Raw genomic sequence first — 19,966 nt, 5'->3', positions numbered from 1 at the left:
CTACCGAAGCCGGAGCGACGTTTGGCCAGCTGGCCAGTTCCGCGCCCCGGCGCGGAGGGGGGAACGGCGGGCACCACCGCGACGTGGAGGCGAGCCCGCGATGACGACGCCCCGCCGAACCTCTCGCAGAGCCGCGCCGCCGCGCGCGGTCTTCTGGCGCCGTCGCGCGCTGCTGCTGCTCGTCCCGCTGCTGCTCTGCGCGGGCGCCGTCGTGCTGCTGCGCGGCGACGGCGGCGAGGCCGAGCGGGTCGCGCTCGGCCGCGCCTACGTGCGCGCGTGGCAGCACGGCGACTACGCCGCGATGCACGCGCTGCTGACGCCGGCGGCGCGCCGTGCGACGCCGGCCGCGCGTTTCGCCCACCTCCACCGCACCGCGCTGCGGATCGCGACCGCCCCGCGGATCGGGCCAGCCGACGACGTGAGCGCGAGCGAGCACGCGGTGCGTTTGCGGCTGCGCGTGCCGACGCACGCGTTCGGCTCCGTCGCCGCGACGCTGACGCTCCCGCTCGACGACGGCGACGCGCCCCGTGTGCGCTGGAGCCCGCAGCTCGTCTTCCCGGGCCTGCGGCACGGCGAGCGGCTGTCGGCGCGGACGCGGCTGGCGCCGCGCGCGAGCCTGCTCGCCGCCGACGGCTCGGTGCTCGCGGCCGGCCCGGAGCGCGCGCCGGACGCGGCGGTCGCCGACGTCGCCGGCCAGACGGTCGGCGTGCTGGGAGAGCCGGAGCCGGCGCGCCTGCTGGCGTTGCAGGCGCGCGGCGTGCCGAGCACCGCCGCGGTCGGACTCAACGGCCTCGAACGCGCGCTCGACGACCGCCTCACCGGCACGCCCGGCGGCGAGCTGCTCGCCGGTCGCCGCGTGCTCGCGCAGCGGCTGCCGAGCGCGCCGGCCGCGGTCACGACGACGATCGTTCCATCCGTCGTGCGGGCGGCGGCCGACGCGCTCGCGGGGCGGCCGGGCGGCGCGGTCGCGGTCGATCCGCGCGACGGCGCGGTGCTCGGCTTCGCCGGCACGCCGTTCTCTGGCCTCGGCCCGCCCGGCTCGACGTTCAAGATCCTCACGCTCGTCGCGGCGCTGGAGTCGAGCGCCGCGACGGAGGAGTCGACGTATCCGTACGAGCAGCAGGCGCTGCTCGGCGGCGCGCCGCTGCAGAACGCGAACGGCGAGCGCTGCGGCGGCACGCTGGTGGAGAGCTTCGCGCACTCGTGCAACTCGGTCTTCGCGCCGCTCGGCGTCGCCGCCGGCCCGCAGCGGCTGGCGGCGGTCGCGGAGCGGTTCGGCTTCAACGCGCCGTCGGACCTTGGGGGCGCGGCGACGTCGGCGTTCCCGGCGACCGGCTCCGACGACGACCCGCTCGCCGTCGGCTCGAACGCGATCGGCCAGGGCAAGGTCGTCGCGAGCGCGCTGCAGATGGCGAGCGTCGCCACGACGATCGCCCGCGACGGCGTGCGACCGCGGCTGACGGTCGACGCGGCCGCCGCGCCCGCGCCGCCCCGCCGCGCGACGACGCCCGCCGTTGCGCGAGTCGTGCAGCGCGCGATGCGCGCCGTCGTCGAGGACGGGACCGGCGGCGCGGCGGCGATCGACGGCGTCCCGGTCGCGGGCAAGACCGGCACCGCGGAGCTGCGCGCGACGCAGACGTGCCCGCCCGAGGAGGTCGAGGCCGGCACCTGCACCGACGAGGACGACCCGACCGACACCGACGCGTGGTTCGTCGCCTACGCGCCGGCCGGCGGCGGCGGCGGCGACGACGACGGCGATACGCCGCGCGTCGCCGTCGGCGTCGTGCTGTCCGGCTCGGGCGCGGGCGGCGAGACCGCGGCGCCGGTCGCGCGCGAGCTGCTGCTCGCGGCGCTCGCACAGCAGGACGACGGCGACGGCCCGGCGCCGCAGCCCGACCGCTAACGCGACAGCGCGAGCCGGCCGTAGGCGCCCGCGCGCGGGATCACGTCGTCGGCGGCGGTCCCCAGCCAGCCCTCGATCAGCGAGGCGTAGACCTTGCGGAAGTCGACGGTGACGCGCAGGTTGTCGTCGCGATCGAGCGATGTCAGGCTCGGGTAGTCGGTCAGGATCCCGGACGCGGCGCGCGTGCCCTGGACCCAGGCGATCCCGCCTGCGCCGTGGTCCGTGCCGGACGACTCGTTGCCCTTCGGCCGGCGGCCGAACTCCGACCACACCAGCGTCAGCACGCGGTCGGCGACGCCGCGCGCCTCCAGGTCGGCCTGGAACGCGGAGAGCGACTGCGAGACCGATCTGAGGCCCGCGGCGAGGTCCTCCGGCTGGTTGTCGTGCGTGTCGAACTCGCCGTCGGCCTGGACCGCGACGACGCGCACGCCGAGCGGCTGCGCGATCAGCGCCGCGATCCGCGAGAGCCGCTGGCCGAAGCCGTCCTCCTCGGGGTAGGCGACCGACGGCGCGAGCGGGTCCTTGCCGTCCTGCTCCGCGTACGGCGCCAGCCGGTCGCCGACGCGCTTCGCCAGCAGCGACGCCTCGCGCACCGCGGCCGGCCCGGCGCGGCGGTCGCCGCCCGCTGCGAGCTGCTCCCACGCCGCCAGCATCCGCCGGTGCGGCTTCTCGTCGACGCCCCAGATGTCCAGCCCGACGTCGCGCGGCGACTCGAGCGCCGCGACCGGCGCGGTGGCAGTGCTCAGCACCGGCGACAGCGTCGAGCCGAGCGTCAGCCCCTGGAGCGGGTTCTCGCGCGAGCCGTTGCGGTCGAGCCAGCGCCCGAGCCAGCCGGCGGCGGCGCGGTCGGTGATCAGCCCCGTCTCCCAGAAGTGGCGCGAGTGGAAGTGCGAGAGGTCGGGGTTGGCGTAGTCGATCCCGGGCAGGAAGCCGACCTTGCCGGCCTCGAACAGCCCCTTCACACCGCCGTTCAACCCCTCCGCGAGCGCCGGGTGGACGGCGAGCCCGGTCGCGCCGAGCAGCGGCGGGTCGCCGAGCTTGGTGCCGGGCCGCAGGTCGGCGTAGCGGCCGTACTGGCCGACCGGGATCAGCGTGTCGAGCAGGTCGCAGCCGCCCGGCAGGAAGACGGTCACGAGCACGGGCGCGCCCGGCGCGCTCGCCGCCTGCGCCTCGGCCGCGGCGAGCACGTCGCCGGCGCCCATCTCGCGCCCGGCCCAGATCGCCAGCGCGCCGCCGAGGCCGGCGCCGATCACCTCGCGGCGGGTCAGCCCGCCGCCGCCCTCCAGCCAGCGGTCGCGGATGCCGGCGCTCGTCTGGCGGAAGTCGTCGCAGCCCTTGTGGACGGGTCGATCGGGTCGCATCAGCAGAGCTGGGCCTCCGGGCCGGCGATCAGCAGGTGGCGCAGCGCGCGCTGCAGCGACTCGGCGCGCCAGCCGGCGTCGTCGCGCCACGAGCGCGGCAGGTCGTCGAACCAGGTCGCGGCGAGCTGCGTCAGCACGCGCCGCGTGCGCGGCGAGACGGGCGGCGAGCCGACCGCGGCGATCGCAAGCTCGACCGCGCGCTGTGGTCTCAGCGTCGCCTTGTACGCGCCTCTGCGGACTCTCGGCCGGCCCTCGGCGACGACGTAGTTGGCGAACGCGAAGCGCTGGCGCATCGCGTTCGACGACATCCACTTCGCGCCCCAGTCCCAGCCGGCGACGCTCGGCGGGCGGAACAGCTGCTGACCCATCGTGCTGAGCATCCAGACCGGATATCCGTGCGTGACGTGGCTGCCGGTCATCCGCATCGCGCCCGCGACGTAGACGACCGGCCACTTGACGAGATCGGGCGCGTCGAGATCGCGGTAGAGCGTCGGGTGGTCGAGGATCTGGCGGACGACGGGCTCGACCCGCAAGCCCGCGCGGCGGTAGGTCGCCGCCAGCGCGCGCACCGTCGCGCCGCTCGGCGGCGTCGCGACGAAGAACTCCCACAGCTTCGTGACGAGGAACGGCGCGTGGCGCGGGTGGTCGCAGACGAGGTCGAGCACGCCGTCGACGTCGAAGCGGCCGCTTCTGCCGAGGATCCGCTTGACGCCCCTGTCGTGCTCGTCAGCGTCGTAGCGGATCCACTCCAGCCCGCGATCGCCCCACTTCGAGCGGAAGCCCGTCAGCGCCCGCGCTGCCTGGCGCACGTCGCGCTCGCTGTAGCCGCCGCCGAGCGTGAACAGCTCCATCAGCTCGCGCGCGTAGTTCTCGTTCGGGTGGTCCTTGGTCGAGTCCGCCAGCGACAGCCACAGCTGCATCGCCGGGTCGCGCGTGACCTCCCGCAGCAGCGGCCGGAAGGCGCCGAGCGCGTGGCGGCGGAAGAGGCGGTTCTGCGCGAGCATCAGCGGCGTGTCCTGATCGGCCGTCGCGAAGTGGTCGTGCCAGAAGAGCGTCATCTTCTCGACCAGCGGCCGGTTGCTGCGGATCATCCGGTCCAGCCACCACAGCACGTCGTCGCCCCACTCGTTGACAGGATCCAGACGCCGCCCCTCGTCGTGCGGCTCGGGGCCGATCAGACGGGGCCCGCCGGGCGGCCCCTTGACGATGAAGTCGAGCGTCGCCGCGCGGCCACGGCGCGCCCACGTGCGCGCCTCCGCAGCGGTCGCGCCGAAGCCCGCACGCCAGAAGAGGCGGTGGACGTGCGCCTCGGTCCAACCGCCGTTGGAGACCGGCCGGCGCGTGCGGCCGGGGGCGCTGCGCCGCCGTCTCGCCATCAGCGGACGGCCTTCAGCGTCGCGCGCATGCCGCGCCGGGCGTGGTCGGCGACGTCGCAGCTGAGGCGGAAGCTGCCACGCCGCAGCCGCACGCGCAGGACCGTGCGAGAGCCCGCTCTGACTTCGGCGGAGCGGCCCACGACGCGCCCGCTCGCGCTGCGCACGACGAGGTCGTGCGCGTCCTCGCCGAAGTTCGTCAGGTTGAAGCGCACCTCGCCCGCGGGCACGCGGGTGCGATACGGCGTGAGGCGGAACTCGCGGGCGCTGACGCCGACCGCGGTCGAGCGCTGCAACTGCCCGCCGGGCGCGGGCGCGGCCGCTGCCGCCTGCGCGGCGAACGGCAGCGCGGCTGCGAGAACGGCGACTGCGGGCGACCAGGAGCGCATCGCCGCCAGTTTCGACGCGCGGGAGGCGAGTCCCGCGCGTCCTGGCGCAAATTGCACGGCTTCGCGCGGCCGATGCCGCGCGAGTGCGTGCGGCCGCTACTCGCTCAGCTCGATGCGCTCGATTCCGGCGGGCTCGACCGGGCGGTCGCGGGCGTCGGTCTCCAGGCCCTCGATCGCGTCGACCGCGTCCATCCCGTCGACGATCTTCCCGAAGACGGTGTGCTTGCCGTCGAGCCAGGGGGCGGCGTCGACGGTCACGAGGAAGAACTGCGAGCCGTTGGTGTTCGGGCCGGCGTTCGCCATCGCGAGCGCGCCGCGGACGACCTTGTGGTCGTTGAACTCGTCCTCGAACTTGTAGCCCGGACCACCGGTGCCGGTGCCCTCGGGACAGCCGCCTTGGATCATGAAGTCTCTGATCACGCGGTGGAAGACGAGCCCGTCGTAGAAGCCGTCGCCCGACAGTCTGCGGAAGTTCTCGACGGTCTTGGGCGCGTCCTCGTCGAACAGCTCGATCACGATCGCGCCGTGGCTGGTGTGCATGGTTGCCTGTGACATGCGTTCGACATTACACCCCAAATCGCGCGTAGTGCCGGGCGACGGCGCGGAACGCCTCCTTGCGCTCCCAGTGCCAGCCGGCCGTCGGCCGCTCGCGCGTCCTCCAGATCGGCTTGACGATCGCGTAGCTCGCGAGGTCGAGGTCGTAGCGCGGATCGCGGCGGTGCGGGGCGTCGGGGGTGACGAAGTTGTAGACGGTCGCCGCATGCAGCCCGATCGACTCGAACAGGTCGAGCATCCTCGCGATGTACTCCGCCTGCGAGCGTTCGCTGCGGACCAGACGCGCGGCGATCCGCTCCGGATTCGTGGAGTAGTCGACCACGTTCCAGCCCATCCCTCCGCGCCGCGGCGCCCCCGCGTAGGTGCAGGTGCCGAACTCCGAGATCGCCACCGGCTTGCCCCAGCGCCGGTGCCGCGCCAGCGCGCGGACATGAGCGGCGCGGCGAGCGAAGTCGGCGTAGTAGTTGACGCTGACGACGTCGAACAGGCTCCAGTCGACGCGGTCGTCGTGCGCTGCGCCGTACGTCAGCGCACCGCCGAAGACGGAGCGGCCGACGGCCGCCGCCTCCGCGACGAAGCGGTCGAGGCGCCGCTGCATCCTCGCGTGGTCGAATCTCCCGGTGAGCAGACTGTCGACCCGCTCGAGCGCGTCGCCTCCAGGCACGATGCCGGGGACGAACAGCATGAACTCGGCGCCGACGCTGAGCTCCACGTCCGCGCCGTCGCGTCGCAGCTGCTCGGCGTGCCGTCCGGTCTCCGCCAGGTGGTCGAGGATCTCCCGCTGCGGAACGTCGGCCAGCCGCGGCTGGAGCGAGACGTGCAGGCCGCGATCGGCCGCCTGCGCAGCCGTCCTGGCAAGCCGCTCGACGCCGTCACCGTAGACCGAGACGGAGCTGGCGTGCAGCTCGTCCGCGATCGCGCCCAAGTCGGCACGCATCCGCGCGGCGTTCCAGCCCGTGTGGGGCGTCGCGCCGTCGGCGACCTCGTACCCGACGCCGCGATACGTCAGCCCGCGGGGCCGAGCCGCGCCCGCGCCGTTCGCGCTCGTCGCAGCCGCGACCCCCGCCGCCGCGGCCGCTGCCAGGAACCGCGCCCGGCTGATCTTCTGCTCGTGCATGGCGCCACTCTCGCGAGTGGCGCCGGCCGGGTCATCGGCCGATGGTCTACGTCGCGGAGCGACCTTGGTAGGCCCTCACCGCGCGTCCAGCAGCTCGGCGATGCGGTCGATGAACGGCACCTGCGCCGGGAGCAGCTTGACGCGTGCCGCGTCGAGCCCGAACCAGCCCGCGCGATCGACCTCGGGGAACCGCTGGAGACGGCCTGAGCGCGGCGGCCACTCCAGCTCGAAGCTGTTGCTCCTGATCGCCGACGCGTCGAGGTCGCCCTCGACCGCCCACGCGGCGACGAGCTTGCCGCCCTTCTGTCTGACCTCGCCCAGCGGCGTGATCCTGCCCGCCGGGAGCCTGCTGCCGAGCTCCTCGAAGAACTCGCGCCGGGCCGCGACGACGGCGTCCTCGGCGTCGTCGTGCTCGCCCTTCGGCAGCGACCAGGCGCCGTCGTCCTTCTTCGCCCAGAAAGGGCCGCCGGGGTGCACCAGCAGCACCTCCGGCTCACCGTCGCGGCGCCTGAACAGCAGGATTCCGGCGCTGCGTCTGGGCACTACGCCCGGACGGGCTCGAGCCGAAGGCGGTGGCCGTCGACGTCGGTGCCTTCGACCTGCTCGACGACGCGCGCGGCGTCGGCGGCGGGGACGTCGAGGAAGGCGAACTGCTCCAGCACGCGGATGTTGCGGACCGACTCGCCGTCGAGGCCGGCAGCCGACGTGATCGCGTGGATCAGATCCTTCGGCTCGATCCCCTGCGCGAGGCCGCCGGCGACGACGAGCCGCGTGCGCGCGCCGTCCGTCGCGGCGCGGTCGCCGTTGGTGGGGGCCGCGTCGTGCGGCTTGGACTCGTGGCGCTTGGGCTTGACCTCGACTCTGAGCGCCGCCACGCGCGCACCGGCGGTCCACGGCGCCATCGGCGTTCTCGTGTGCCGCTCGATCGCCTCGATGTCGCGCTTCTGCTTCGAGTCGTAGAACGTGATCGCGCGGCCGGAGCGGCCGACGCGACCGGTGCGCCCGATGCGGTGGACGTAGACGTCAGGCGAGGTCGGCACGTCGAAGTTGACGACGTGCGTGACCGAGGAGATGTCGAGGCCGCGGGCGGCGACGTCGGTCGCGACGAGGATCGGCAGGCGGCCGGACTTGAACGACAGCATCACGCCGTCGCGCTGGCCCTGGCTCATGTCGCCGTGCAGCGCCTTGACGTTCATGCCGCGGTCGCGCAGCGTGCGGTAGAGCTGGTCGCAGCGGATCTTCGTGCGGACGAAGACGATCGCCTGGTCGGGCTTCTCGGACTCCAGCACCGTGCCGAGCATGTCGGGCTTGTCGCGCTGGGACATCTCGAGCGAGAACTGCTCGACCGTGTCGACGGTGAGCGTCGCCGCTCTCACCTTCACGTGGACCGGGTTGTAGAGGTAGCGCTCGGAGAGCTTTCTGATCTCCGGCGGCATCGTCGCGCTGAAGAGCGCGGTCTGGCGGCTGCCGGGCGTCAGCGCGAGGATCTTCTCGACGTCCTCGAGGAAGCCGAGGTCGAGCATCTCGTCGGCCTCGTCGAGCACGACGAAGCGCGTGCCGTGAAGCATCAGCGAGTGGCGCGAGATGAGGTCCTTCACGCGGCCGACGGTGCCGACGACGATCTGGCCGCCGGCGCGCAGCTGCGCCTGCTGGGAGCGGATCGGTGCGCCGCCGAAGACGGCGACGACGTCGATGCCCTTGCGCGCGCCGTAGGAGCGCAGCGCCTGGGTCACCTGGATGCACAGCTCGCGCGTCGGCGTCAGCACGAGCGCCTGCACGTCGCGGTCGCTGGGATCGACGTACTCCATCAGCGGCAGCCCGAACGCCGCGGTCTTGCCAGAGCCGGTCTGCGCCTGGCCGATCATGTCGTTGCCGGCGAGCAGCGGCGGGATGGCCTGCTCCTGGATGGGGCTGGGGTTCTCGTAGCCGACGTCGCGGAGTGCTTCGAGCACCGGCGCGGAAAGGCCGAGATCGGCGAAAGTAGTCACGTTCCCCTCAGGTTAGTCGTGTCGGACACACAAAGCTGTGCGGTCCCGCACGTAGGCGTCTCACGCGGGCGCGCTATGCACGCGGGTCGAGCAGCAGCTTGCCGGTCGTCCGCCGCTCCGCGAGGTCGATCTGGGCCTGCGCGGCGTCGGCCAGCGGATAGGTCGCCCCGACGACCGCGCGCAGCTCTCCGCGCGCAGCACGGGCGTAGAGGTCGGCCAGCGCCGCGTCGACCATCTCGGGCCGGCCGAGGCAGTGCGTGAACCAGAAGCCGGCGACGGTGCGCGAGGTCTTCATCAGCTTGCCGGTGCGGATCTCGTTCTGCTCGCGCGTCGCGATCCCGTACGCGACGATCCGGCCGAAGTGGGCGAGCGCGTCGAAGGAGGCGTCGAAGACGGCCCCGCCCGCCATCTCGAAGACGGCGTCGACCGGTCTGCCCTCGTTCGCCTCGATCAGCCGCTCCGTCAGCCCCTCGGCCGCGCCGTCGATCGCGACGTCGGCGCCCAGCTCCAGCGCCAGCGCGCGCTTCTCCTCGGTCGAGGCGGAGGCGATCACGCGGCCGGCGCCGAGCGGCCGGCCGAGCTGCACCGCGAGCGAGCCGACGCCGCCGGCGGCCGAGTGGACGACGACCGACTCGCCCGGCTGGACGCGGGCGCAGGTCTTGTACAGGTGCCAGGCGGTGAGGCCCTGGATCAGCAGCGCGAGCGCGGTGCCGTCGTCGATCCCGTCGGGGATCGGGAAGGTCAGCGCGGCCGGCGCGGTCGCGTACTCGGCGTAGCCGCCGTTGCCGCAGATCGCGACGACGCGCTCGCCCGTGTCGGTCCGCGTGCCGGCGACCTCGACGCCCGGAACGAGCGGAACCTCGGCCTTCGCGAGGTAGGAGTTCGTGCGCTGGTGGGTGTCGGCGAAGTTGAGCCCGGCGCGGCTCACCTCGATCAGCACCTCGCCGTCCCCCGGGGCCGGCGCCGGCAGCTCGACGAGCTGCAGCAGCTCCGGTCCGCCGAACTCCTGCAGCTGGATCGCACGCATGCGGCGGAGGCTAGAGGAGGCCGCGCGCGCTGACCGCCGGTACCCTGTCCATGCACCGTTCCCGACCGAAAGCTCGCCCACTCCATGTCCCTCACCGTCGTTGGCTCGATCGCGTTCGACGCCGTCACCACGCCGTTCGGCACCCGCGAGAAGATGCTCGGCGGCGCCGCGGTCCACTTCTCGCTCGCCTCGTCGTTCTTCACCGACGTGCGCGTCGTGGGCCCGGTCGGCGACGACTTCGGCGAGGCCGAGTACGCCGTCCTGCGCACGCGCGGGACGAACACCGACGACGTCGAGCACGTCCCCGGCGGCGAGACGTTCTTCTGGCGCGCGCACTACGAGTACGACCTCAACACCGCGCACACCGACGACACCCGCCTCGGCGTCTTCGGCACGTTCGAGCCGAAGCTGTCGCAGGAGTCGAAGGACGCCGACGTGCTGTTCCTGGCGAACATCCAGCCGGACGTGCAGCGCGGCGTGCGCGAGCAGTCGAACGCGAGATTCGTCGCGCTCGACTCGATGAACCTGTGGATCGAGACGGCGAAGGACTCGCTGATCAAGACGATCGAGACGGTCGACTGCGTCCTTCTCAACGACGCTGAGATCCGCCAGCTGACGGGCAAGGCGAACCTCGTCCAGGCCGCCCGCGAGATCCGCGCGCTCGGCCCCAGGGTCGTCGTCGCCAAGCAGGGCGAGTACGGCGCCGCGCTGCTGACCGACGAGGGCTTCTTCGGCCTGCCGGCGTACCCGCTGGAGACGGTCAACGACCCGACCGGCGCGGGCGACTCGTTCGCCGGCGGCTTCGTCGGCTACCTCGCCGCGCACGGCGGCGACGACCTCTCTCATCAGACGCTCTGCCGCGCGATGGCGTACGGGACCGCGATCGCCTCCTACAACGTCGAGGAGTTCGGCACCGAGCGCGTCGCGCGGCTGACGCGCGAGGAGGTCACCGAGCGGGTCGGCGAGCTGCAGCGCATCACCCACTTCGTCGACGCGCCGGTCGCGCTGCGGGCGTAGCGGCCGGTCGGGTCAGGGGCGCGCCAGGCGCGCCCCGATCCCCTCGCCGCTGCGCGTCATGAACGCCAGCGGCTTGATCATCGCGGCGACCGCGATCGCGCGGGAGCGGGAGCGGCGCCGCGCGACGCGCGGGCCGAGCGCGGCGGCGAGCGCCGTGAGGCCGGGCAGCGGCCGCACGAACAGCTCGACGCGCTCGATCAGCCCGTCTCCGTTCAGGGTCACGAGGAACGCCTCCTCGATCGCGATCCCGTTCACGCGGCCGGTGCCCTTCAGCATGCGCGTGCGGTCGTCGCCGACGTCGGCGACGTAGCGGCGGTCCTCCAGCACCGCGAAGACGTCCTCCATCAGCACGCGGAACTGGTCGCGGCCGTGGAACGCGAACGAGTCGGTGATCGGCGACTTCAGCGTCACGTCGGGCGCAACGCAGGCGACGGCGGCCTCCACGTCGCCGGCCTCGGCGGCGGCGCGGTAGGCGGCGGTGGGCGTGTCGGCGTCGAGTTCGGAGAGCATCTCTGCGACGCTACGTACGACAACGTCGACGCTCAAGGCCCGTGCGACACGAAATCCCGAGCAGCCTTCATCACAAAGCTCTGAGAGCGATCGGAGCGCGGCTGCGCGCTGAGCTGCCCGCGCTCGTCGCCGAGACAGAGGAGCGGCTGCGCCGTGAGCAGCCCGAGGTCGTCGCGCTGCTGGAGCCGGCGCTGATGCTGGAGGGGATCACCGTCACCCACGAGCGCTTCATCGCGATCCTCGAGGGCGCCGAGGCGCCCGGGGACGCGCCGCGCCAGGTCGCGCTCGCGAGCGCGGCGTCCGGCGCCGGCCTGCCCGTCGAGGTGCTGCTCGCCGGCTATCGCGTCGGCGCCCAGGTCGGCTGGCGGCACGTCGCCGCGTACATCGCCGAGCACGACGTCCCGAGCGAGGTGGTGATGACGCTCGCGACCGCCTCGCTCGCCTACGTCGACGAGCTGACGGCGAACTCGTTCGAGGGCTTCGCACGAGACGCGGCGGCTGCCGGCGGGGCGCGGGCGCGCGAGCGCCAGGCGCTGCTCGCCGCGCTGGTCGCCGGCGGCGACGACACGGCCGCCGCCGAGTCGCTCGCGACCGCCGCCCACTGGCCGCTGCCGGAGCGGCTGCGCGTCGCGGTGCTGCTGCCGGCAGAGGCGGGCGGAGCGGGCGGCGGCGGCGCGGGCGCGGGCGGCGTGGGCGCGGGCGGCGTGGGCGCGGGCGGCGTCGCCGGTGGCGCGGGCGGCGGCCTCGGCGGCGCCGGCGGCGCAAGCGCGGGCGTCGGCGCGGCGGCGCGGTCGCTCGACGCCGACGCGGTCCTGCTCGGGCACGTCGACGGCGCCGCGCTCGCCGCCGTCGCGGAGCGGGACGCGGAGGCGCTGCTCGAAGCGGGAATACCGCTCGCGCTCGGCCCCGCCGTCCCGCCCGCGCGCGCGCCGGACTCGCTCGCCGGCGCGCGCCGGCTCGCGGCGCTCGCCGCCGCCGGCGCGCTGCCGGCCGATCGCGCGCTGCGATGGGAGGACCATCTCGCCGCGCTCGTCGTCCACGCCGACCCCGGCGCAGCCTCCGCGCTCGCCACGCGGCGGCTCGCCCCGCTCGACGGCCTCCCGCCGGCGCGCGCGCTGATGCTGTCCGAGACGCTCGCCGCCTGGCTGGCCCATCCCGGCAGACCGCGCGAGATCGCCCGCCTCCTCCACCTCCACCCGCAGACGGTCCGCTACCGCCTCGCGCGCCTGCGCGAGCGGTTCGGCGACGCGCTCGACGACCCCGACGCCCGCTTCGAGCTGGCGCTCGCGCTGCGGGCGGACGCCCGGCACGGGCCTCAGATCCGCTGATCCGCAATACGGCGTGACGCCGGGCACGGGGAGAGGTAGCATCGGAGGCTCCATGGGATGGGGATTCGTGTGGTTGATGCTGGTGCTCAAGATCCCGATCGGGCTCTTGCTCTGGCTCGTCTGGTGGGCGATCCGCCAGACGCCCGACGACGCGGGCGAATCCCAGGGCGGCGACGGCGGCTCGAAGGTCGTCGCGCAGCGCGATCCGCGCCATCCGCGCCCGCCGTTCTCGCCCCACCCGCGCAACCGCGGCCCGCACGGCGACGCGATGCCCGCCCCGCCGGCGCGCACGCGCACGCAGGTGACGCGCTTCCGCTCGCGCGAGCACTAGCTGGGGTCAGGGCAGTCTGACCGGCTCGTACGTGAGGTCGGTTGAGGGCGGGTCGTTGGGGATCATCGTCTGCTCCTCGAAGTTGCCGTCGAGGTAGCCGAACGCGGCCCACGTCTCGTGGGCTCTGTGGGGCCCGAGCGCGCGTTGCTCGAAGAAGAACCTGAATCCGCGGATGATCTTCGGTGAGATCTCGGAGGGGCTTCTGGCATACCGACGGGTCTTCAGGGCGGTGGTCGGCACCGGCTCGGTGGTGGTTTCGCCGAACCACAGCTCGACTGGTCTGAGCTCGGCGTCGCTGGTCGCTTTCCAGATGCCGCCGCTTCTGCCGTCGAAGGAGGTGGTGCCGGTCTCGGGGTCGTAGCGGGCGACGAGCGGTTCGCACAGGAGCGCCTTCTCGACGGTGGAGAACTTGAGTCCGACGAGCGCGTACTCGGGTTCGAAGATGTACGGGTGCGAGTAGCAGCGCATGTGGTGGGAATAGGCTCTGCCGACCAGTCCGCCCGTCCGCATGAAGAACTCGGCGTTGCTGGCGTACGCTCTGCCGTCGGCGAAGGCGGTCCGCTTCTCGACGCTGTCCGGGTCGACGGACCACGTTCCGGGCACGGGCGTGCCGACGTAGAAGCCGCCGGCGCCGCCGACGGGCTCCAGCGACATCGAGGAGAGGACCTCGCGGTTGTCTCTCACGACGAAGTAGCGGGTCGGCTTCTCCTCCGTGGTGATGTCCGCGTATCTGAGGGCGGTTCCGGCCATCGGGTCGAGCGGGTTGAAGTTGTTCCACTCCGACGTTCCGTACACCTCCTCCAAGGACGCCTTGACCGCGGCCGTCTGCGCGACGAAGCGCTCCTGCAGCAGGGACGCGAGGTCGGCGCTCGGCAGGCTGAGCACCTGGCGGGCTTTGCCGAGCATCGCGACGCCCTGCGCCTGGGTGGCTGCCAGCTTCGTGTAGTAGCTGCCGGCGTCGAGGTAGGTCGCTCTTCTGTCGTGGGCCAGCAGGCGGCAGAAGACGTCCATCATCGGCTTGCCGAGGACGGTGTCGCCGACCAGGGCGCGGTGCAGTGCATAGAGCGCGAACGGCAGGCCGTCGTTCTCGTCGGCGGCTGACTGTGCCCACCGCCGCAGCTCGTCGCTGTCGACCGCCAGCCGTGGGGGCTCGGGCTCGTCCCCGTTGGCGGAGTCCGTCGCGGGTTCCTCGGGCGTCACGTGGACCTCGAGCATCGCGACGCTGTGGTGGCCGATCCGCATCTCCGCCTCGGACGTCATCCCCACGACCGCGATCCAGTCGACACGGTCGTGCAACTCGGCAAGCTCGGCCAGCACGGCTCTCAGCATCGCCTCGATCGCCGCCAGTCTGTGCAGGACCAGCGCCATCGCTCTGCTCAGCCCGTCGAGCCCATGGAGGGTCTGCCCGAACCAGGCGCCCATGTCCGCCCACATGTGATCGAGCTGGTTGCCGATCCCCGCCAGCTGTCTCTTCAGCTCCTCGGCGTACTTGCGCTGCTCGTAGAGGATCTGCCGCAGCAGCTGCATGGCTGCCTCGTCCCCCGCGTTGGCTCTCTCGATCAGATCCTTGAGCTCGTCGAGATCGGTGTCGATCCCGCCGATGTCTCTGCCTATTCTGTCGATCCCGTCTCTTATGCCTCTCTGGCCGTCGAGCAGCTCTCTGAGCATCCGCTCGTAGTCGGCCAGCAGCTCCTCCAGGTCGATGCCCGGCATCGACCCGCCGCTGCCGATCAGCTTCTCGATCATGTCGATCATGTCGAGGATCGAGCCGATGCTGCCGAAGAACTGCGTGCCCGGCTGAGCCAGCAGCGCCTGCCCCTCCGAGGTCGTCAAGAACTCCCGCGCGGTCATCGACCGGCGCACAGCCACCGTCGTCGTTGCCATTTCGGCGCCTCCCAGCGAACGAAATCAAGCACACCAAAAAGCGGAGACTGCCAAGCCCAGCCGTCCTCGTACAGCACGTACCGGTTTCCGGCACGCAGGCGCTCAGCGCTTGTTGGCCGTCTAGGTAGAACGCAACGGAAGCACGACCGGCATGCGCCGACAACGCCGCTTCGCCGCGCGGAGTGGCACACTTCGGCCGCATGACGCCGACCGCGACCTCGGTGCTCTCCGACGGGACGATCACGCGTCTCGTCGAGGAGGGCCGCATCAGAATCGACCCGTGGGACCCCGCGCTCGTGCAGCCGGCGAGCGTCGACCTGCGCCTCGGGGACACCTTCCGCGTGTTCAACAACCACCGCGTGACGTCGATCGACCTGCGTGAGATGCCGGCGAACCTGACCGAGGAGGTGAAGGTCGAGGAGGACGAATCGTTCGTGATCCACCCCGGCGAGTTCTGCCTCGGCCGGACGCTCGAATGGGTCGAGCTGCCCGACGACATCGTCGCCCGCATCGAGGGTAAGTCGTCGCTCGGCCGCCTCGGCCTGATCGTCCACGCGACCGCCGGCTTCTGCGACCCGGGCTGGAAGGGCACGCTGACGCTCGAGCTGAACAACCTCACACGCGTTCCGATCAAGCTCTACCCCGGCCTGCTGATCGCGCAGCTGTCGTTCATGACGCTCGACGCGCCCGCCCTGCGGCCGTACGGCAGCGAGGAGCTCGGCAGCCACTACCAGGGCCAGCGCGAGGCGACCGAGAGCCGCTACGGCGCTCGCGCGTAGGGAACTCTCCCCCCGCCGCTGTCGAATCGGTTAGGCTCGCCGCAATGCTTGCTTTCCTGGTTTTCGCGATCGAGCATTCGACCGAGCACGGCAACAAGACGGCGTTCTACGTCACCGGTGCCGTGCTCGCCGGGTGGGCCGTCCTGGTCGGCGCGATCGGCGTCGTCCGCCCCGCCTTCGCCGAGGGCGAAGGCGTCGGCCGCGTGGTGATCGGCGGCACCCTCGTGCTCGCCGCAGCCACGATGGCGACGGCGATCACGACCGCCTCCTGACGCGGCTGCCGCCCGCTCCGGGCACAGTTTTCCCTGCTCGCTTCACGCCTCGGCAAGAGGCCGGACGGTCCGATCCGGTAAAACGAGTGCGAAAAGAAAGAATGCGCCAAGGGAGAGCCATGAGCACGGACACGACAGGGCAGGGCGCCGCTGGAGGCGTAGCCCAGGCGAGCAACACGCTCTCGATCACGGACAACCGTACGGGTCGTCAGTACGAGGTTCCGATCGAGGACGAGACGATCCGCAGCATCGACCTTCGCAGAATCAAGGTCAACGACGACGACTTCGGGCTCATGACCTACGACCCGGCGTTCATGAACACCGCGTCGTGTCGATCGTCGATCACGTACATCGACGGCGACAGAGGCATCCTCGAGTACCGCGGCTACCCGATCGAGCAGCTGGCCGAGAGATCGACCTACCTCGAGGTCGCCTACCTGCTCGTCCACGGCGAGCTGCCGACGCAGCCGCAGCTGGACGTCTGGACGCACGAGATCACCACCCACACGTTCGTGCACGAGAACGTGAAGGAGTTCATGCAGGGCTTCCGCTACGACGCGCATCCGATGGGGATGCTGCTCGCGTCGGTGGGAGCGCTCTCGACCTTCTATCCCGAGGCGACGCAGATCAAGGACGTCGACCTGCGCTATGCGCAGATCGTGCGCCTGATCGCGAAGATGCCGACGCTGGCCGCGTTCGCCTACCGCCACAACCGCGGGATGCCGTACGTCTATCCCGACAACGACCTCAGCTACGCCGGCAACTTCCTCTCGATGGTCTACAAGATCGCCGAGCTGAAGTACCAGCCGGACCCGCGGATCGAGAGAGCGCTCGACGTCCTCTTCATCCTGCACGCCGACCACGAGCAGAACTGCTCGACGAGCGCGGTCCGCTCGGTCGGCTCCTCCCAGGTCGACCCGTACTCGTCGGTCGCGGCCGGCGTCGGCGCGCTCTACGGCCCGCTTCACGGCGGCGCCAACGAGGCCGTCCTGCGGATGCTGCGGCGGATCCAGACGGTCGACAGAATCCCCGAGTTCGTCGAGGGCGTGAAGGCGGGCAACGAGCGCCTGATGGGCTTCGGCCACCGCGTCTACAAGAACTACGACCCGCGCGCGAAGATCATCAAGAGAGCGGCGCAGGACGTGTTCGAGGTGACGGGCACCAACCCGTACCTCGACGTCGCGCTGGAGCTGGAGAAGATCGCGCTGGAGGACGAGTACTTCGTCTCGCGCAAGCTGTACCCGAACGTCGACTTCTACTCGGGCCTGATCTACGAGGCGCTCGGCATGCCAGTCGAGATGTTCCCGGTCCTGTTCGCGATCGGCCGCACGAGCGGATGGATCGCCCAGTGGCTGGAGATGATCGACGACAGAGAGCAGAAGATCGCGCGTCCGCGCCAGATCTACACGGGCGGTCGCGAGCGCGACTACGTCCCGATGAGCCAGCGCTAGGCGCAGCTAGTCGCAGTTCCACCACGCCGGCCCACCCGGGGCCGGCGTCCGCTGGCGGTGTGATCGCCGGCACAGTCGACGGGAACATCAGTTCGTATGCTGACGAACGATGTCCCCCACGCTTCACAACGGACTCGCGATAACCGTCCGGCCGATCCGTCCCGACGACAAGCAGCGGCTGGCCAGAGGCCACGAGCTGATGTCGCCCGAGACGCAGCGGCTGCGCTACCTGATGCCGAAGCCGCGCCTGACCGCGGCCGAGCTGCGCTACCTGACCGAGGTCGACGACCGCGATCACGTCGCGCTCGTCGCCGTCGCCGACGAGCTCCCCGACGCGACGCTCGGCGTCGGCCGCTTCATACGCCGCAGGGATCGCCCCGACACCGCCGAATTCGCGATCGTGATCGCCGACGAGTTCCAGGGGCTCGGGCTCGGCAGCGAGATCGCCGAGCAGCTGGCCGACGCGGCCGTCGAACGCGGCATCCGCCACTTCTCCGCGACCGTCCTGCACGAGAACACCGCCGTGCGCGCCGTCCTCGCCCGCATCTCCCGCAGGCTCGAGTACGCGCGGTGGAGCGACGGCTCGGGCGAGCTGCTGTACGAGCTGAAGGCGGCGTAGGGCAGGCGCAGCGGCGCGAGCGTGGCGCGGGCGGATAGGCTCGCCCGCATGGGCGACCGCTACCGCCTCGTCGTACGCGACGGACCGCGCGTCCAGCGCGACAGCTTCGCCTCGCTGGAGGAGGCGCTCGACGCGCTGCAGGCGAGCGTGCTGGCGCTCTCCACGCGCCCGGAGCGCCAGACGATCGACGTCCGCTCGCGCCAGTTCGAACCGGTCGCGCAGGTCGCGGCGCGCGCCGAGCTGAGCGGTCCCGAGCGCTTCATGCCGAGCGTCCGCGCCGGCGTCGACGTGCGCGGCGACGGCTCCGCCGAGGCGTGGACCGGGCGACTGCGCCGCAGCGTCGTCGCGCGCGAGGACGGCGAGTCGGCGCTCGCCGCGCTGCGCCGCGTGCTCGAAGCGGCCACCTCGGGGTAGAGCGGCCACCTCGGGGTAGAGCGGCCGGCGCGGGGTAGGCACGGCGGCCGTACGCCGCACCGCTCGGCGCGCTGACCGCCAGCCAGCAGCTAGAGCGGGGCGCCGCCGCGCTCGCGCACGTCGAGCCGCTCGCGCGTCAGCTGCGCGGCGTACGGGCCGCGGCCGGTGAGGCACCAGGCGCCGCAGCGGGCCGCGAGCGCGAGCGCCTCCGCGAGCGTGAGGCCGGCGCCGAGGCCGTACGCGAGCGCCCCGGCGAAGGAGTCGCCGCAGCCGTACGCGTCGACCGCCGGCGCGGGCGGCGTCGCGGCCGCCCACGTCCCGCTGCTGCCGTCCGCGCCGATCCAGCGGCCGCCGTCGGCGCCGCGCGTGAGGACCGTCCAGCGCGGACCGGGGCCGAACGCCGCCACGCCGGCGCTCTCCTTCTCGTCCCTTTCGCTCGCGATCAGCACGTCGGGCACGACGCCGGCCGCCAGCAGGCCCTCGGGCGCCCGCGCCGTCGCGACGAGGACGCGGGCGCGCCGGGCGGCGCGGGCCGCACCCGCGTCGCCGCCGGTGAAGTAGACGCCGTCGGCGCCGTCGAGCAGCTCCCACGGCAGCGGATCGGCGCCGTGCGGCACCAGCCGCTCGCCGAGCACCGTGATCGTCCGCTCGGCGCTCGCGTCGAGGTGCGTGAAGGCGCGGCGCTGGGCGCGCGGGTGGACCGTCGTGTGGACGGCGAGCCCCTGCTCGTCGCGCAGCTCCGCGAGGCTGCGCGCGCCGAGCCGGTCCTCGCCGAGCGCGGTGAAGAAGTCCGCGCCACCGGCGAGCTTGCGCATCTGGACGGCGGCGACGGCCCCGCCGCCGGCCGCGACGGAGAGGTGCTCGGACGCCGTCACGATCTCGCCGGCGCGCGGGAGCCGCTCGACGATCGCCATGTCGAGCCACTCGACGTGACCGACCACCGCGACGCGGGGAGCGGCCGCGACGGCCGCGCTCACAGCACGAGCGTCGCCCCGTGACGACGCAGCCACGCCGAGTGGGCGCGGTAGTCGGGCCAGCGGCTGGCGAGGAGCGCCCAGAAGCGCGGCGAGTGGTCCATCACCTCGAGGTGGCAGACCTCGTGCCAGACGACGTAGTCGAGCACCGGCGCGGGCGCCATCAGCAGGCGCCAGTTGAAGCTCATCCCGCCGTTGGTGGAGCAGCTCGCCCAGCGGGTTCTCTGGCCGCGGATCGTCAGCTTCGAGTACTCGGTCCCGGCGACCGCGGTCGCGTGGTCCAGCCGCGGCGCGATCTCCTCCTGCGCGCGGCGCCGGAACCAGCGCTCGACCGCCTCGCGGTGGTCGCCGGCGGGGACGAGCAGCAGGTCGTCGCGGCGGTGGACGCGCGTCCGCTCCCGCTCGGGGACGAGCCGCAGCGTCTCGCCGAGGTACGGCACGCTCGCGCCGCGCGCCGCGACGAGCGCGCGCGTGCGCTCCAGCTCCGCGACGCGCCGCTCGATCCACGGCCGCAGCTGCCGCACCGCGGCCGCCGCCTCGCGCTCGGGAGCGCGCCGCGGGAGCACGACTTCGATGCCGGTCGTGCCGTCCACCCGCACCCGCACCCGGCGCGCGCGATCGGAGCGCCGGACGCGATAGGAGATGTCGCCGTCGACATGGGTCACGGCGAGGAG

General features: G+C 72.8%; 21 protein-coding genes. 9 read left to right on the top strand and 12 right to left on the bottom strand.

The window, feature by feature from the left end; translation table 11 throughout:
• Positions 1 to 100: 100 nt before the first annotated feature.
• Entirely contained in the window at positions 101 to 1,903 is a 1,803-nt protein-coding gene (locus tag CWOE_RS05525; RefSeq protein WP_012932588.1) for a penicillin-binding transpeptidase domain-containing protein, read from the top strand.
• On the opposite strand, the gene CWOE_RS05520 is transcribed toward CWOE_RS05525, so the two are convergent.
• The 8 genes from CWOE_RS05520 to CWOE_RS05485 form a co-directional block, all read right to left on the bottom strand.
• Positions 1,900 to 3,264 (bottom strand): DUF1501 domain-containing protein, encoded by a 1,365-nt coding sequence (locus tag CWOE_RS05520; RefSeq protein ID WP_012932587.1) that lies wholly within the window; start codon positions 3,262 to 3,264, stop codon positions 1,900 to 1,902. The two genes, CWOE_RS05525 and CWOE_RS05520, sit on opposite strands and share 4 nt — an antisense overlap.
• Complete coding sequence (locus CWOE_RS30265; RefSeq protein ID WP_012932586.1) at positions 3,264 to 4,640, bottom strand: DUF1800 domain-containing protein; 1,377 nt, start codon at positions 4,638 to 4,640, stop codon at positions 3,264 to 3,266. Before CWOE_RS30265 ends, CWOE_RS05520 begins: the two co-directional genes overlap by 1 nt.
• Positions 4,640 to 5,026 (bottom strand): cupredoxin domain-containing protein, encoded by a 387-nt coding sequence (locus CWOE_RS05510; RefSeq protein WP_012932585.1) that lies wholly within the window; start codon positions 5,024 to 5,026, stop codon positions 4,640 to 4,642. Before CWOE_RS05510 ends, CWOE_RS30265 begins: the two co-directional genes overlap by 1 nt.
• A gap of 96 nt (positions 5,027 to 5,122) precedes the next feature.
• The gene (locus CWOE_RS05505) at positions 5,123 to 5,581 is read right to left on the bottom strand and encodes a peptidylprolyl isomerase (protein WP_041730145.1); all 459 of its coding nucleotides are present in this window, start codon (positions 5,579 to 5,581) and stop codon (positions 5,123 to 5,125) included.
• A 10-nt stretch (positions 5,582 to 5,591) separates the two neighbouring features.
• Positions 5,592 to 6,698 (bottom strand): hypothetical protein, encoded by a 1,107-nt coding sequence (locus tag CWOE_RS05500; RefSeq protein WP_012932583.1) that lies wholly within the window; start codon positions 6,696 to 6,698, stop codon positions 5,592 to 5,594.
• Between the two features lie 75 nt (positions 6,699 to 6,773).
• Positions 6,774 to 7,241 carry an NUDIX domain-containing protein gene (locus CWOE_RS05495; protein ID WP_012932582.1) on the bottom strand — a complete coding sequence of 156 codons (468 nt, stop codon included), beginning with the start codon at positions 7,239 to 7,241 and terminating at the stop codon, positions 6,774 to 6,776.
• Positions 7,241 to 8,686 (bottom strand): DEAD/DEAH box helicase, encoded by a 1,446-nt coding sequence (locus tag CWOE_RS05490; protein ID WP_012932581.1) that lies wholly within the window; start codon positions 8,684 to 8,686, stop codon positions 7,241 to 7,243. Before CWOE_RS05490 ends, CWOE_RS05495 begins: the two co-directional genes overlap by 1 nt.
• A 73-nt stretch (positions 8,687 to 8,759) precedes the next feature.
• A complete protein-coding gene (locus CWOE_RS05485) occupies positions 8,760 to 9,713 on the bottom strand; it encodes a quinone oxidoreductase family protein (RefSeq protein ID WP_012932580.1) in 954 nt (317 codons plus the stop codon).
• 84 nt (positions 9,714 to 9,797) lie between these two features.
• Between CWOE_RS05485 and CWOE_RS05480 the strand changes: the two genes are divergently transcribed.
• Positions 9,798 to 10,730, top strand: coding sequence for a PfkB family carbohydrate kinase (locus CWOE_RS05480; protein WP_012932579.1), 933 nt, complete (start codon positions 9,798 to 9,800; stop codon positions 10,728 to 10,730).
• A gap of 12 nt (positions 10,731 to 10,742) precedes the next feature.
• On the opposite strand, the gene CWOE_RS05475 is transcribed toward CWOE_RS05480, so the two are convergent.
• Positions 10,743 to 11,240 carry a nuclear transport factor 2 family protein gene (locus CWOE_RS05475; RefSeq protein ID WP_012932578.1) on the bottom strand — a complete coding sequence of 166 codons (498 nt, stop codon included), beginning with the start codon at positions 11,238 to 11,240 and terminating at the stop codon, positions 10,743 to 10,745.
• A gap of 41 nt (positions 11,241 to 11,281) precedes the next feature.
• Here CWOE_RS05475 and CWOE_RS30260 point away from each other — a divergent pair, with 41 nt between their 5' ends.
• Both CWOE_RS30260 and CWOE_RS05465 read left to right on the top strand, forming a co-directional pair.
• Positions 11,282 to 12,568 carry a helix-turn-helix domain-containing protein gene (locus CWOE_RS30260; RefSeq protein ID WP_012932577.1) on the top strand — a complete coding sequence of 429 codons (1,287 nt, stop codon included), beginning with the start codon at positions 11,282 to 11,284 and terminating at the stop codon, positions 12,566 to 12,568.
• A 52-nt stretch (positions 12,569 to 12,620) separates the two neighbouring features.
• On the top strand, positions 12,621 to 12,899 hold the full coding sequence (locus tag CWOE_RS05465) for a hypothetical protein (RefSeq protein ID WP_012932576.1): 279 nt from the start codon (positions 12,621 to 12,623) through the stop codon (positions 12,897 to 12,899).
• A 6-nt stretch (positions 12,900 to 12,905) separates the two neighbouring features.
• Here CWOE_RS05465 and CWOE_RS05460 read toward each other — a convergent pair whose 3' ends face one another.
• Complete coding sequence (locus CWOE_RS05460; protein WP_012932575.1) at positions 12,906 to 14,783, bottom strand: hypothetical protein; 1,878 nt, start codon at positions 14,781 to 14,783, stop codon at positions 12,906 to 12,908.
• A 200-nt stretch (positions 14,784 to 14,983) separates the two neighbouring features.
• Here CWOE_RS05460 and dcd point away from each other — a divergent pair, with 200 nt between their 5' ends.
• From dcd to CWOE_RS05435, 5 genes are all read left to right on the top strand, one after another.
• Positions 14,984 to 15,562, top strand: coding sequence for a dCTP deaminase (dcd, locus tag CWOE_RS05455; protein ID WP_012932574.1), 579 nt, complete (start codon positions 14,984 to 14,986; stop codon positions 15,560 to 15,562).
• Positions 15,563 to 15,606: 44 nt separating this feature from the next.
• The gene (locus CWOE_RS05450) at positions 15,607 to 15,834 is read left to right on the top strand and encodes a hypothetical protein (RefSeq protein ID WP_012932573.1); all 228 of its coding nucleotides are present in this window, start codon (positions 15,607 to 15,609) and stop codon (positions 15,832 to 15,834) included.
• 119 nt (positions 15,835 to 15,953) lie between these two features.
• Complete coding sequence (locus tag CWOE_RS05445) at positions 15,954 to 17,285, top strand: citrate synthase (protein ID WP_012932572.1); 1,332 nt, start codon at positions 15,954 to 15,956, stop codon at positions 17,283 to 17,285.
• A gap of 109 nt (positions 17,286 to 17,394) precedes the next feature.
• On the top strand, positions 17,395 to 17,904 hold the full coding sequence (locus CWOE_RS05440) for a GNAT family N-acetyltransferase (RefSeq protein ID WP_012932571.1): 510 nt from the start codon (positions 17,395 to 17,397) through the stop codon (positions 17,902 to 17,904).
• Positions 17,905 to 17,952: 48 nt separating this feature from the next.
• Positions 17,953 to 18,318, top strand: coding sequence for a hypothetical protein (locus CWOE_RS05435; protein ID WP_012932570.1), 366 nt, complete (start codon positions 17,953 to 17,955; stop codon positions 18,316 to 18,318).
• Between the two features lie 89 nt (positions 18,319 to 18,407).
• On the opposite strand, the gene CWOE_RS05430 is transcribed toward CWOE_RS05435, so the two are convergent.
• Both CWOE_RS05430 and CWOE_RS05425 read right to left on the bottom strand, forming a co-directional pair.
• Complete coding sequence (locus CWOE_RS05430; protein ID WP_012932569.1) at positions 18,408 to 19,295, bottom strand: PfkB family carbohydrate kinase; 888 nt, start codon at positions 19,293 to 19,295, stop codon at positions 18,408 to 18,410.
• The gene (locus CWOE_RS05425; protein WP_012932568.1) at positions 19,292 to 19,957 is read right to left on the bottom strand and encodes a M48 family metallopeptidase; all 666 of its coding nucleotides are present in this window, start codon (positions 19,955 to 19,957) and stop codon (positions 19,292 to 19,294) included. Before CWOE_RS05425 ends, CWOE_RS05430 begins: the two co-directional genes overlap by 4 nt.
• Between the last annotated feature and the right edge of the window lie 9 nt (positions 19,958 to 19,966).

Source organism: Conexibacter woesei DSM 14684 (genome assembly GCF_000025265.1).
GTDB classification, from domain to species: Bacteria; Actinomycetota; Thermoleophilia; order Solirubrobacterales; family Solirubrobacteraceae; genus Conexibacter; species Conexibacter woesei.
This window is presented reverse-complemented; position numbering and strand designations above follow the sequence as displayed.